This is a genomic window from Streptomyces sp. SID5643, assembly GCF_009872555.1.
GTDB classification, from domain to species: Bacteria; Actinomycetota; Actinomycetes; order Streptomycetales; family Streptomycetaceae; genus Streptomyces; species Streptomyces iakyrus.
Genome location: NZ_WWIC01000153.1, coordinates 1 through 12514, shown reverse-complemented (window position 1 = coordinate 12514; position 12514 = coordinate 1). Strand labels below are relative to the sequence as shown.

Genomic DNA, 12514 nt, shown 5'->3' with positions numbered 1-12514 from the left:
TGGTGTGGGTCCAGGTCTGGCCGGTGGCGCCGGTGCAGTCCTGGAGTTGGGTCTGGGTGCCGTTGGCGGTACTGGAGCCGGGGACGGTCAGGCAGCGGCCGGACTGCGCGCCCACGATCTGCTGCCCCGTGGGCGGCGGAGTGGTGCCCTGCGGTCCGGCGGACGCCATCACGTCCTGGGCACCGGAGGGCCAGTTGCCGTTGGTGACCGTGACGTTGCCGGAGACCACGTTGCCTCGGTCCCCGTTGGTGATGTTCGTGCTGCCGTTGGTCGACCAGTTGTTGGTGACGGTCCAGTTCCCCATGTTCTCGCCACCCCAGTAGTTGGCCGTCGCCCACGTACCGGTGTTCGAGAAGACATTGTTGGTGGCCGTGTAGTACTTCGAGCCTTCGTCGAAGTACAGCCCGAAGTATCCGTTGGTCCGCAGGCAGTGGTTCCTGCTGATCTGCGCGCCCGGGTTCCATCCGAGGGTGTAGATGCAGCCACCGTCGTTCATCTGCTGCATCACATCGTGGATGTAGTTGCCGATGAGCCGGTTGTTGGACGCGGTGGTCGGCGTCGTGTAACGCGGCTGGTAGTTGTACAGGCCGCGGTTGGCATAGTGGTTGCTGCCGCCCGCGTCGTTGGCGCCCCAGCCGTACCCGATCGACATGCCGGAGTACGGCATGTTGTAGACCTCGTTCTGGGCGACGGTGCTGTTGGTGACGTACGTGGTCAGGACGGAGACGATGCCCCGGTAGTCCGCCCCGAGGTCGTGGATGCGGTTGTTGCTGATCGTGATGTCCCTGTTGACCATGCGCTGGTCGCTGGGGTGGTGGGCGTCGGCACGCACGCCGCCCACGAGGATGCCGCCGGCTGAGCTCCGGGCGATCTCCGACCGGGTCACCGTGATGTCGCGGGCGCCCAGGCCGACGCCGCCGGCGTGCGCGCCCGCGTCGTTGCCGATGCCGATGGCCGTCTGGCCCAGGTTGACGAACCGGGAGTCAGTGAAGGTGATGGTGTTGGCGGCGGAGACCTGTACGGCGGCCGGCATCTGCTGCCAGTGCGGCCGGGCGGCCTCGAACTGTGTGCAGCCGTTGTGGCAGGAGTCGAAGCTCGGCCAGCTCCAGTTGCCGGAGAGGTACGCGCCGGTCTGCTGGTCCGCGTAACCCTGGTTGCTGCTGGGGCCCAGCCAGCTCGTACCGGTGAAGGTGATCCCGCTGAACGTGACGTGGTGCGCCGGCTCGCTGTACGTGCCCCCGACACTCACCAGCGACTGCAGCGTCGGCAGTTCCACGCCGACGGTGCTCATGTTCTGCCCGGCCCGGGGGATGTAGTACAGGTCTCCGGCCGTGGGGTTGAGGTACCACTCGCCGGGTGAGTCCAGGAACTCGTACGCGTTGGACAGGTAGAACGGACCGGCCCGGTGCGGCCGCATGAGGGTGTCGTAGCCGAAGTTGTTGTTGTTCCACGCCGGCTGCTGCATCGTGATGAAGTTCGAACTGATGCTCTGCACCGGCGAGTACCGGTCGGTGAAGGAGTTGACGCTCTCCACCTCGACCCGGCTCTGGTCGGCCAGGTTGTTCAGATAGCTCAACGCACCGCTCGAGAACCTCATTCCGGCGCTGGAGGCCGTGAAATCGGCTCTGTTCACCTGGGTGCGTGCCCGGGTGGCGACGGCGCCGTCGACATAGAGCTGCCGGGTATCGAGGCCGGCGGGCACGTCGGCCTTCCAGATGTTCTTGGCCGCGTCGGCCACCGACCAGCCGGTGACCGCCCGGGCGCCGGTGATCACCGGTCGCGCCGACGGGGCGGCCCGCCACACGACCGTGTGACCGCCTGAGCCGGAGTCCTCCGCCGTCAGCCGCAGGGGCTGGGTCAGCCGGTACACACCGTCGGCCAACTGCACCACGATGTCGTCCGACATGGAGTCGTTGAGCGATCGCACCGCCGCCTGCGCGGCCGTCAGTGAGCACGGCTGCGCGCTGGAACAGTCGGTGCCTGTGCCGGACGGCGAGACGTACACGGTGTGGGGGGCCGCGGCTGCGGGCGCGGGGAACGCCATCACGGCGGTCGCGGTCAGACCGGCTGTGGCGGCTCCGGCCAGCAGCCGCCTTCGTATCGTGAGAGTTGTGAACACCTTTTCTCCTTATGGCGGTTCCCAGGCCGGAAAGGGATGACGGCAAGAGCGGCCCCTCCCCCATCACCCGGTCGAGGGAGCGTCTTGCAGTCCACGGAGCACAGTTCGGAGGTAGGACAGCCCGTCACGGGCGAGGGTGTCCTGCGACGGGGCGAGCGGCCGCCAGACCGAGGCCGCGGTGGCGATGGCCTCGTTCTGTGCGGTGAACGACTCGATGCACACCGCGCCGCCGTAGCCGGTCTTGGCCAGGCCGGCGAGGAAGCGTGGCCAGTCGAAGTGGTCGGCGCCCGGGGCGCCGCGGTCGGTGCCGCTGACCTGGACGTGCTTGATGTGCGGACCGGCCGTGACGAGCGCCTCGTAGGGGTCGGCCTCCTCGATGTTCATGTGATAGGTGTCGATCATCAGGCCGACGTTCGCGGGCAGACCGTCGATCAGCCCCACCGCCTGCTCGACCGTGTTGACGACGCTCGTCTCATAGCGGTTGAGGGCCTCCACACCGATGCTCACGCCCCGCTCCCCCGCGTAGTCGGCCACTGGCCGCAGGGCGCGGCGAATGTCCGCGTAGCAGGCCGCGCGCTCAGGCGGTGACATGCGCCAGGTCCGCCCCACCGCGGCGTAGACCGGGCCGCCGACGCAGGGCGCGCCGACGGCCACCGCACTGTCCACACACGTTTTCAGGTACGCCACGGTGGAAGCGACGGCCTCCGCCGGGGCGTTCACGAGGTCACGTCCGGGCGAGGTGACCGCGCAGACGCCGACCGCGTGCAGGCCGTGCTCCGCCAGCAGGTCCCGGGTGCGGGCCGGGTCCCAGTCGCCGGGTTGCTCGATCGGCAGCTCGACCGCGTCGAACCCGAACGCGGCGATCCGCGGCACCAGCTCGGCCAGGGCCTCGTCGTCGACCGGCGAGGCCCAGACCCAGGGGTTGACACCGATGGTGTACAACGGGCTACTTCCAGCGCTTCGGGTAGCCGGGCAGGTCGGTGCAGCCGCACATCGCGTAGTGCAGTGGCGGCATGCCGGCGTCGACGTACTCGTCCAGATTGTCCTGGGTGATGGTCGGCTGCGGCAGCTTCCACGGGTTCGGCACCCGCTCGCCGTCGAGGATCTTCAGCGCGGCGATGACCGGGGTGCGCCACTGGTAGGTCGGGTAGGTCGGGGCGATCGCCGTGAGCTTCTTCTCCTTCCACAGCTTCAGGAAGTCGAGCTGGTCCTCGCCGTTGATCGGCGGCACGGGCTTGCCGGCGTCCTCGAACGCCTCGACCGCCGCGCCCGCGACCGCCCCGGCGTCCATCCAGACGCCGTCGATCGTGCCGTACCGCTGGATGTAGTCGTTGACGATCTTCTTCGTCTTCGCCGGGTCGCCGTCGGTGAACTCGACGCCGACGACGTCGACGCCCGCCTTGTCGAAGGCGACCTTCGCCGCGGACCAACGGGTCTCCAGCACGTCGACGCCGGGCAGGATGCGCAGCGCGAGCACCTTGCCGCCCCGCTTCATCTTCTCGGTGACGAACTCCGCCGCGACGTGGCCGAATCCATAGCCGCCGATCGGGTTGATGAACGTCACCGGGCAGGTCGTGTCGACGCCGCGGTCGAAGACGATGACCGGCAGGCCCTTCCGGCAGGCGGCCTCCACGGCCGGGGTGAGCGTCGCGGTGGTGTTCGGCGAGACGATGAGCGCGTGGCAGCCCTTGCCGAGCAGGTCGTTGATGTCGGCGATCTGCTTCTGGTCCTTGCCTTCGGCATCGACGTGGACGAACTCGGAGATCCGGCCGCGGTGCGTGTCGACCTCGGCCCGCATGGTCTTGAAACCGACCTGCCGCCAGGGGTTGTTCAGCCCGGCGTTGGAGAAGCAGAGCTTGTACGGTCCGGGCTTCTTGTACTTCGCGGTCTCCACCATCGCCGGGTCGAGCGCCTGCTCCCAGGGCTTGCCGGCCGGTCCGGTGGGCGTGGTGTCCAGGAGGGCGAGCTGCTTGTCGTAGTCGGCCCGCACGAAGAACTTCGACTGCTCCCCGGTGCCCGACCCGGTGTCCGACCCGGTGCTCGCGGAGGGCGGCCCCGATGCGCCGGTGGTGGGCTCGTCGGTGGAGCAGCCGGCCAGCACCAGTAAGGCGCTCACGGCCAGCACCGTCATGGAATGCCTCACTGAATCCCCTTTTGTCTGGACGGGAAACGGAAGGACGCCGCCGCCACGGCGAACAGGATGATCGCGCCCTGGACCGTCGGTTTGAGGGCGCCGGAGACGCCGTAGAAGTTCATGAGCGTGAAGAGCGTCTCCAGGGTCAGCGCGCCCAGCATCGCGCCGACGACCGAACCGCGGCCCCCGCCCAGGGCGACACCGCCGAGGACCGCCGCGGTGATCGCGCCGAACTCCAGGCCGGCACCGGCCTGGAACGACACTCCGCTGTACCCGCCGATCAGGACCGCCGCGAGCGTGGCGGCGACTCCGCTGAGGACGAACGCCATGGTCTTGGCGCGCCACACGCGCACGCCGCTCAGCTCGGCGGTCCGCGGGTTGCCACCGACGGCGACCAGGGTGCGACCGAAATCCGAACGCGTCAGCACCAGCGCCGCGGCCGCCGCCGCCAGCAGGACGACCAGGGCGTACGGTATCCGGCCCAGCACGGGCACGTCCTCGAACGCCGACCGGCCGAGCCGGCGGAACTCCTCGGAGAGGCCGCCCTTCGGGGCACCGTCGGACCACAGGTACACGGCACCGACGAGGATCAGGAACATCCCGAGGGTCGTGATGAACGACGGCACCCGCAGCCGCGTGGTGACGAGGCCGTTGACGAGGCCGACGGCGATGCCGAACGCGAGCAGCAGCAGGACGACGGGCCAGCCGGCCGACGGATCGCCGTCGATCAGCCGGGCGGCGACGACCACCTGCGCGGTGACCAGAGAGCCGACGGACAGGTCCAGCTCGCCGGAGACGATGACGAAGTACTGGCCGGCGGCGAGCAGGACGACCGGCGCGGAGCGGCCGAGGAACGACATCAGCGACGGCGGCGAGAGGAAGTCCGGCTGGCGGGCGGCCAGCAGCACCAGCAGCACCGCCAGGATCGCGATGATCGGCGTGAGACCGCCGGAGCGGACCTTGAGGAGCCGCGGTGGGCGCGCGATCCGCATGCTAGGACGCCTTTCGCATCGCCCGGCGGGCGTAGACGGCGACCGCCGCGATGATGATCACGCCACGGATCACCTGCTTGAAGAACACGTCGACTTCCAGCTGGTTGAAGACGGCGTCGATGCTCGCGAGCAGCAGCACGCCGCCGACCGTGCCGACCACGCCGCCGCGCCCGCCGGCCAGGGCGGTGCCACCGAGCACCACCGCGGCGACCGACTCCAGGTCGTACAGTCCCTCGGTGCCCACCCTCGGTGCGCCGGCGCCGAGGCGACTGGCGAGGTAGACCCCGGCGAGGCCGGCGCAGAGGGCGCACAGCACATGGGCGGTGACGAGGACCCGGCTGCCCCGCACGCCGGAGAGCCGGGCGACCTCCGGGTCGCCGCCCACAGCGATCAGGTGATGGCCGAAGCGGGTGCGCGCCAGCACGAACCAGGCCGCGGCGGCGACGGCGAGCAGCAGCAGGAACGACAGCGGCACCGGGCCGACGCGCTGGTACCCCAGGCCCTGCACCAGGGCGGGTGCGGTCTTGCCGGCCGGGCCGTCGTATCCGTTGTCGAGGTATCCCTTCAGCAGCAGTCCGACGCCGACGGTCGCGATGAAGGGGTTGATCCGCACCGCGGTGACGAGCAGGCCGTTGAGGAGGCCGATCGCGGCGCTGACAGCGAGCGTCAGGCCGATCGCCGGCAGCAGCGCACCGTCGTCACCGGCCATGGTCTCGGCGGCGACGAGGGTGCTCAGGCTGACCACGTACGCCACGGACAGGTCCAGCGAGCCCCCGACGACGACCAGCGTCTGGCCGACCGCGACGAGGCCCAGACCGGCGGCGACGTGCAGCAGGCTCACCGTCGTCGGCACGCTGAACAGCCGGCCGCCGTCGAGAGTGACGACGATCCAGCCGATCGCCAGGGTGAGGACCAGGGCGACGAACACACCGGGCGGGGTCCGCCGGGCGGCCAGGGACAGCGCGCCGCTCATCCGGCCTCCTCCCGCCCGGTGCCGACCGCCAGGGCGACGACATCCTCCTCCGTCGCGCCGGCGGGCAGCTCGCCGGCGATCCGGCCGTCGCGCATGACGACGATCCGGTCGCTCATGCCGAGCAGCTCGGGCAGCTCGGACGACACCATCAGCACGGCGGCGCCGTCGCGGGCCAGCCGTCGGACGAGATCGTGGATCGCCGACTTGGCGCCCACGTCGATGCCCCGGGTCGGCTCGTCGAAGAGCAGGATCCTCGGGGCGAGCGCGAGCCACCTGGCCAGCACGACCTTCTGCTGGTTGCCCCCGGACAGGAAACGGATCTCCTGGTCCTCCCCGGCGGAGCGAAGTTCAACGGCGGCGAGCAGCTCCCGGACCCGCGCGGTCCGGGCACCGCGTCCGCCCCGGCCCGGGCGGACGGCACGGACGGCGCGTGCGGCCAGCAGCGCGTTGTCCAGCACCGACTGCTCGGCGACGATCCCCTCGCCCTTGCGGTCCTCGGAGACGTAGGCGATCCCGGCCCGCATCGCGGCGCGGGGTGAGCGCAGCCGGACCGGCGCTCCGTCGACGGTCACCTGGCCGATGCCGAACGGTGCGGCGCCGAACAGTGCGCGGGCCAGCGCCGACCGGCCGGAGCCCTGGAGGCCGCCGACGCCGAGCACCTCGCCGGCGCGCAGTCGCAGGTCGATGCCGCGCAGTTTCCGGTTGCCTCCACCCCGGACGGTCAGCCGCACCGGGCCCAGCTCCTGCGGCCTCGCCGGGTCGGGGTAGTAGCTCGACAGCTCGCGGCCGACCATGTGGCGCACCAGCTGATCGGCGCTGGTGTCCGCGGTGTCCAAGGCCGCCACCGCCCGGCCGTCCTTGAGCACGGTGATCCGGCTGGACAGGTCGAAGACCTCCTTGAGGCGGTGCGAGACGTACAGCACGCCTATCCCGTGCTCCTGCAGTTGCCGCACGAGCGCGTAGAGCCGGTCGACTTCGTGGTCGGCGAGAGCGGCAGTGGGCTCGTCCATGATGAGCAGCCGCGCTTCGAGGGCGAGCGCCTTGACGATCTCGACCACCTGTTGTTGCGCCACGCCGAGTCGTCCCACGCGCGTGTCGGGCGGTAACGAGCCCTCCCCGATCGAGGCGAGGAGTTCCGCGGTGCGGCTGAGCATCGCCCTGCGGTCGACCAGCCCGCGGCGCAGGGGCTCGCGGCCCAGCCAGACGTTCTCCGCGACGGTGCGCTCGGGCAGCAGGGTCAGCTCCTGGTGGACGGTGCCGATACCGGCCTGTTGGGCCTCACGCGGGCTGCGGAACGTCCGCGGTGCGCCGGCGAACTCCACCGTCCCCTCGTCGGGCTGGTGGACGCCGGACACCACCTTCATGAGCGTGGACTTGCCGGCGCCGTTCTCGCCGACGACCGCGTGCACCTCGCCCGGCCGGACCTGGAGTCCGACGCCGTCGAGCACCCGCACGCCGAGGAACGACTTGCCGATGCCTCGCAGAGCGAGCAGCGGCGACGGCAGCGGGCCAGACATCGTGAAGAAACCTCTGTATTCGCGTCGTCAGCAGGATTGAGTCACCGATAGCTGAATCGTTCGGGCAGGGCCGGCATGGAATGACTTCTCCCGCCCGCGAGCTATCGTCGAATAACCGCGAACTTTCGCCGGAAGCGATGGCGACATCGCGGCCCCGAGGGTAAGTGTCTTGATGAGCGCCTGGCAATACCACCGGACATCACAGGAGGGCGTTCGTTGTTCGAACTGCACCCTGTGGGGCGGCTATCGGTCGACAGCGATTGATACGCCAAAATCTGTTATCGAATCGGCCCGACGGCAGTCGCGCACCCGACCACGACGGCTGATGCGTGGAAAGTGTTATGGAATCGGTCCGACGTCAGTCGCGCACCGGATCACGATGATCGGTGCGCAAAAAGTGTTATGGAATCGGCCGCACCCGAACCTTATTGACTGTTGCGACAGGCCGCTGCATGCTGACCGGCAGACCACGGGAGACGGTCGCATCCGGTGTGACGCCCCCTCTCTTCGTAGGGAATTGACTGCCCGTCACGGCGGACGGGACGACGAGCTGACGGCACACGCGTGCCTACGACGCGCTCAGGCACTCCGGCGCATCGGAGGTGCCGCCGGTGCGTGCCCGTGGTCATGCCATCGTTGCTCCGCCGAAAGAGGAGACGGCATGCGTCGCATCATCTTTGTCTTCGCGGCGATCGCGGGCGTGCTCCTGTCGCTCGTCATCGCCCCACCGGCGTCAGCGGCGCCGGACTTCCGCGCCCTGGTCTTCACGAAGACGGCCGGCTACCGGCACGATTCGATCCCCGCCGGCCTCGCGATGTTCCGGGAGCAGGCGGCGGCCAACGACTTCGAGTTGGTCCACAGCGAGGACTCGAGCGTTTTCACCCCGGCGAACCTCGCCACCTTCGACGTGCTCATCATGTTCCAGACATCGGGAATGGTGTGGACCACGGCGGCCCAACGTCAGGCGGTGGAGGGCTACCTCGCCAGTGGCAAGGGCATCGTCGCCATCCACAACGCCACGGACATGGGAATCGAGAACGAGTACCCGTGGTGGGACCAGACCATCAACGGCGGCGCCCACATGCCGGAGCACTCCCCCGGCGTGCTGGGCGGCACCGCCGTCGTCGCGGACAAGAAGCACCCGTCGACGGCCGGTCTGCCGGACCGCTGGAACCGCAGCGAGGAGTGGTACAACTTCGACCGCAACCCCCGCGGCGACGTCCATGTCCTGGTCACCGCGGACGAGCGCACGTACAACCCCGGCCCCCGCGCCATGGGGCCGGACCACCCCATCTCCTGGTGCCGCAACACCGGCGGCGGCCGGGTGTGGGCCACCGGCATGGGGCACACCAGCGCGGCGTACAGCGAGACCCATTTCCGCAACCACGTCCTCGGGGGCGTCACGTGGGCGGCCGGCAAGGAGCCCGGTGACTGCGGCGGCACCGTGTGGAGCAACTTCGAGAAGCGCACCCTCGACGACAACACCGCGGACCCGATGGCCCTCGCGGTCGCCCCGGACGGGCGAGTGCTGTACGTCCAGCGGTCCGGACAGGTGAAGATCTTCAAGCCGACCACCAACAGGACCGTGACAGCCGGCACGCTCAGCGTCTACACCGGCGGCGAGGACGGCCTGACCGGACTGGCGCTCGACCCCGACTTCGCCGACAACGGCTACGTGTACCTGTATCACTCCCCGGCCGGAGTCCCGAACGACATCAACAGGGTCTCCCGGTTCACGCTCACCGGCGACACCCTGAACATGTCGAGCCAGGTGACGGTCATCGACATCCCCGCGACCCGGGACCGCACGTTCGCCGAGCCCGGGCACACGGGCGGGTACATCGAGTTCGGCCCCGACAAGAACCTCTACATCGGCACCGGGGACGACGTCCCACCGAACCTCGACTCCAACTGGCAGGGCTACGCCCCGCTGGACTGGCGGCCGGGCAAGGCCAACCTCGACGCCGCACGCACCGCCGGCAACACCAACGACCTGCGGGGCAAGCTCCTGCGCATCCGGCCATCGGCGGACGGCGGCTACACCATCCCGGCCGGCAACCTCTACCCGCAGGGCACAGCGCAGACCCGGCCGGAGATCTACGCGATGGGCTTCCGCAACCCGTTCCGCTTCTCGATCGACCCGGACAACGGGTGGGTCTACCTCGCCGACTACGGCCCGGACCGGAACCCGCCCGCGACGAACCGCGGCCCCGAAGGGCTCGTCGAGCTCAATGTGATCAAGGCCCCGGGCAACTACGGCTGGCCGTTCTGCCACGGCAACAACCAGGCCTACGCGCCCTACAACCCGGACACCCGCGTCGTCGGCGCCAAGTTCAACTGCAACGCGCCGGTCAACAACTCGCCGAACAACACCGGCTTGACCAGCCTCAAGCCGATCGTCGCGCCGAACATGTGGTACGGCTACGGCGTCTCGCCAGACTTCCCCGAACTCGGCTCCGGCGGCTCGGGGCCGATGGGCGGACCGGTCTACCGCTACAACGCCGCGAACCCGTCCGAGACGAAGTTCCCCCCTTACTACGACGGGGTCCACTTCTTCTACGAGTGGTCGCGCCACACCGTCAAGGAGGTCCACTTCGACTCCGCGACCGCGGTCACCCGGACCAACCCCTTCATGCCCGCCGCCAAGTTCCTCAAGCCGATGGACATGGAGTTCGGGCCCGACGGCTCGCTGTACCTGCTCGAATGGGGCAACAACTTCTCCGGTGGCAACAACGACTCGGGGCTCTACCGCATCGACTACAACCACGGCGGACGGTCGCCGATCGCCAAAGCCACCGGAACGCCCACCAACGGGGACGCGCCACTGAACGTACAGTTCAGCAGCGCGGGATCCACGGACCCGGATCCGGGCAGCACGCTCAGCTACCACTGGACGTTCGGCGACGGCACCACGTCCACGGCGGCCAACCCGTCGCACACCTACACCACCAACGGCAACTACACCGCCCAGCTCAAGGTCACCGACAACACCGGCAGGACGGCCTTCGCCAACGTGCCGATCACCGTGGGCAACACGGCACCGACCGTCACCCTCACCCTTCCGTCCAACGGCGGCATGCTGGACTTCGGCGACCGCGTCCCGTACAAGGTGTCCGTCTCGGACCCCGGCGGCGCGCCCGTCGACTGCGCCAAGGTGTTCGTCAACCCCGCCCTCGGCCACGACGACCACCAGCATGAGACCACGGACCATCCGGGGTGCTCGGGCACCATCGACACGACGCTGCTGGGCGGGCACCCCGAGGGCGCCAACCTGTACTACGTGCTCAACGCCCGCTACACGGACGACGGCGGCCCCGGCGGCGCGAACCCGCTCACCGGCTATGCCCAAGCGATCCTCCAGCCCAAGCACAAGCAGGCCGAGTTCTCCACGGACCAGTCGGGTGTGCGGATCGTCGAGCAGGCCGGCGCGGAGAGCGGCAAGCGGGTCGGCGACATCTCCGACGGCGACTGGATCGCGTTCAAACCGATGAGCCTGTCGGGCATCACGAGCGTGAAGTACCGCCTGTCGTCGCCGAGCGGCGGCGGATCGATCGAACTGCGCGCAGACTCCCCGACCGGCCCCCTCCTGGCCACGACACCGGTGCCCAGCACCGGCGGCTGGAACACCTACCAGTCCACGTCGGCGGTGAACACCCCCGATCTCGCCGGCTCGCACCCGCTCTACCTGGTGTTCAAGGGCACCTCGAACAACTGGTTCGACCTCGACTCGCTCACCTTCGGCGGCAACGGGGTCGGCGAACCGGGCAGCGGCGGCGGTGGCGGCGTGGCCGGAAGGACCTGGACGGTCGCGGCGCAGCACAGCGCCAAATTCATGGACGTCAGCGAGGCCTCGACCGCTGACGGTGCCCAGATCGTGCAGTGGCCGGCCACCGGCGGCAACAACCAGAAGTGGCAGGCCGTCGACGCCGGTGGCGGCGCCGTCCACCTGAAGGCGGTGCACAGCGGCAAGTGTCTCGCCGTCACGGGCGGGTCCACCGCCCAGGGCGCGTTCCTGCAACAGTCCGCCTGCGACAACGGCAACGCGCAGAAGTTCCTCGTCACACCCACCGGCACGGCGGGCGTGTACACGGTGAAGAGCGTGCCCAGTGGGCTGTGCGTGGACGTCAACGGCGGCTCGACGGCCGACGGCGCACGACTCCAGCAGTGGAGCTGCCACTCCGGCGCCAACCAGCAGTGGCGGTTCACCGCCGTATGACCCGACCGGACGGGATGCCCGGCTCGGTCGCGCGCCGGGCATCCCACCCTGCGAACAGGTGGAGAACCGCGATGGTTTTTCGGATACCCCGGCCCCGCCGGTACGGACGACTGTCCGCGCTGGGCACCACCCTGGTGCTGGTCGCCGTCGGCGCCACCGCGGTGGCGGCACCGATCGAGCCCGGAAAGAGCGCCCCTCTCGTGGGCGTGCAGTCCGGCCGCTGCCTGACCGTCCCCGGCTCCAGTACCGCCAACGGCACCCAGACCCAACTCCAGGACTGCACCGGCGCCACCGGCCAGACCTGGACCCACACCACCGGCAAACAACTGACCGTCCACGGAAACAAGTGCCTCGACGCCGGCGGACGCGGCACCACCAACGGCACCGCAGTCATCATCTGGGACTGCAACGGCGGCACCAACCAGCAGTGGAACGTCAACCCCGACGGCACCATCACCGGCGTCCAGTCCGGACTGTGCCTCGACGCCAACGCCGGCGGCACCGCCAACGGCACCAGGATCATCCTCTGGTCCTGCAACGGCGGCACCAACCAGCAGTGGAAC

8 protein-coding genes are annotated in these 12514 nt (G+C 69.5%); 2 read left to right on the top strand and 6 right to left on the bottom strand.

What is annotated here, in order from left to right; translation table 11 throughout:
• The 6 genes from GTY56_RS18705 to GTY56_RS18680 all read right to left on the bottom strand — a co-directional run.
• Positions 1-2044 (bottom strand): RICIN domain-containing protein (locus GTY56_RS18705; RefSeq protein WP_161366499.1); only part of this gene is annotated, 2044 nt, incomplete at its 3' end.
• A gap of 138 nt (positions 2045-2182) precedes the next feature.
• Positions 2183-3061: a sugar phosphate isomerase/epimerase family protein gene (locus tag GTY56_RS18700; RefSeq protein WP_161366498.1), complete on the bottom strand. Its 879-nt coding sequence runs from the start codon at positions 3059-3061 to the stop codon at positions 2183-2185.
• Positions 3062-3065: 4 nt separating this feature from the next.
• Positions 3066-4250 carry a substrate-binding domain-containing protein gene (locus GTY56_RS18695; RefSeq protein ID WP_161366497.1) on the bottom strand — a complete coding sequence of 395 codons (1185 nt, stop codon included), beginning with the start codon at positions 4248-4250 and terminating at the stop codon, positions 3066-3068.
• Positions 4251-4258: 8 nt separating this feature from the next.
• Complete coding sequence (locus GTY56_RS18690; protein ID WP_161366496.1) at positions 4259-5245, bottom strand: ABC transporter permease; 987 nt, start codon at positions 5243-5245, stop codon at positions 4259-4261.
• A 1-nt stretch (position 5246) separates the two neighbouring features.
• A complete protein-coding gene (locus tag GTY56_RS18685; RefSeq protein ID WP_161366495.1) occupies positions 5247-6218 on the bottom strand; it encodes an ABC transporter permease in 972 nt (323 codons plus the stop codon).
• Positions 6215-7735 carry a sugar ABC transporter ATP-binding protein gene (locus GTY56_RS18680; protein WP_161366494.1) on the bottom strand — a complete coding sequence of 507 codons (1521 nt, stop codon included), beginning with the start codon at positions 7733-7735 and terminating at the stop codon, positions 6215-6217. The genes GTY56_RS18685 and GTY56_RS18680 overlap by 4 nt, the downstream gene beginning before the upstream one ends.
• Before the next feature lie 661 nt (positions 7736-8396).
• Here GTY56_RS18680 and GTY56_RS18675 point away from each other — a divergent pair.
• A complete protein-coding gene (locus GTY56_RS18675; RefSeq protein ID WP_161366493.1) occupies positions 8397-11951 on the top strand; it encodes a ThuA domain-containing protein in 3555 nt (1184 codons plus the stop codon).
• 71 nt (positions 11952-12022) lie between these two features.
• The coding region (locus tag GTY56_RS18670) for an RICIN domain-containing protein (protein WP_161366492.1) at positions 12023-12514 on the top strand (492 nt) is incomplete at its 3' end.

What these genes read in the sequence shown, in the direction of transcription:
- GTY56_RS18695 (WP_161366497.1), bottom strand. Translation starts at nt 4,250, where the DNA reads ATGACGGTGCTGGCCGTGAGCGCCTTACTGGTGCTGGCCGGCTGCTCC.
- GTY56_RS18690 (WP_161366496.1), bottom strand. Translation starts at nt 5,245, where the DNA reads ATGCGGATCGCGCGCCCACCGCGGCTCCTCAAGGTCCGCTCCGGCGGT.
- GTY56_RS18685 (WP_161366495.1), bottom strand. Translation starts at nt 6,218, where the DNA reads ATGAGCGGCGCGCTGTCCCTGGCCGCCCGGCGGACCCCGCCCGGTGTG.
- GTY56_RS18680 (WP_161366494.1), bottom strand. Translation starts at nt 7,735, where the DNA reads ATGTCTGGCCCGCTGCCGTCGCCGCTGCTCGCTCTGCGAGGCATCGGC.
- GTY56_RS18675 (WP_161366493.1), top strand. Translation starts at nt 8,397, where the DNA reads ATGCGTCGCATCATCTTTGTCTTCGCGGCGATCGCGGGCGTGCTCCTG.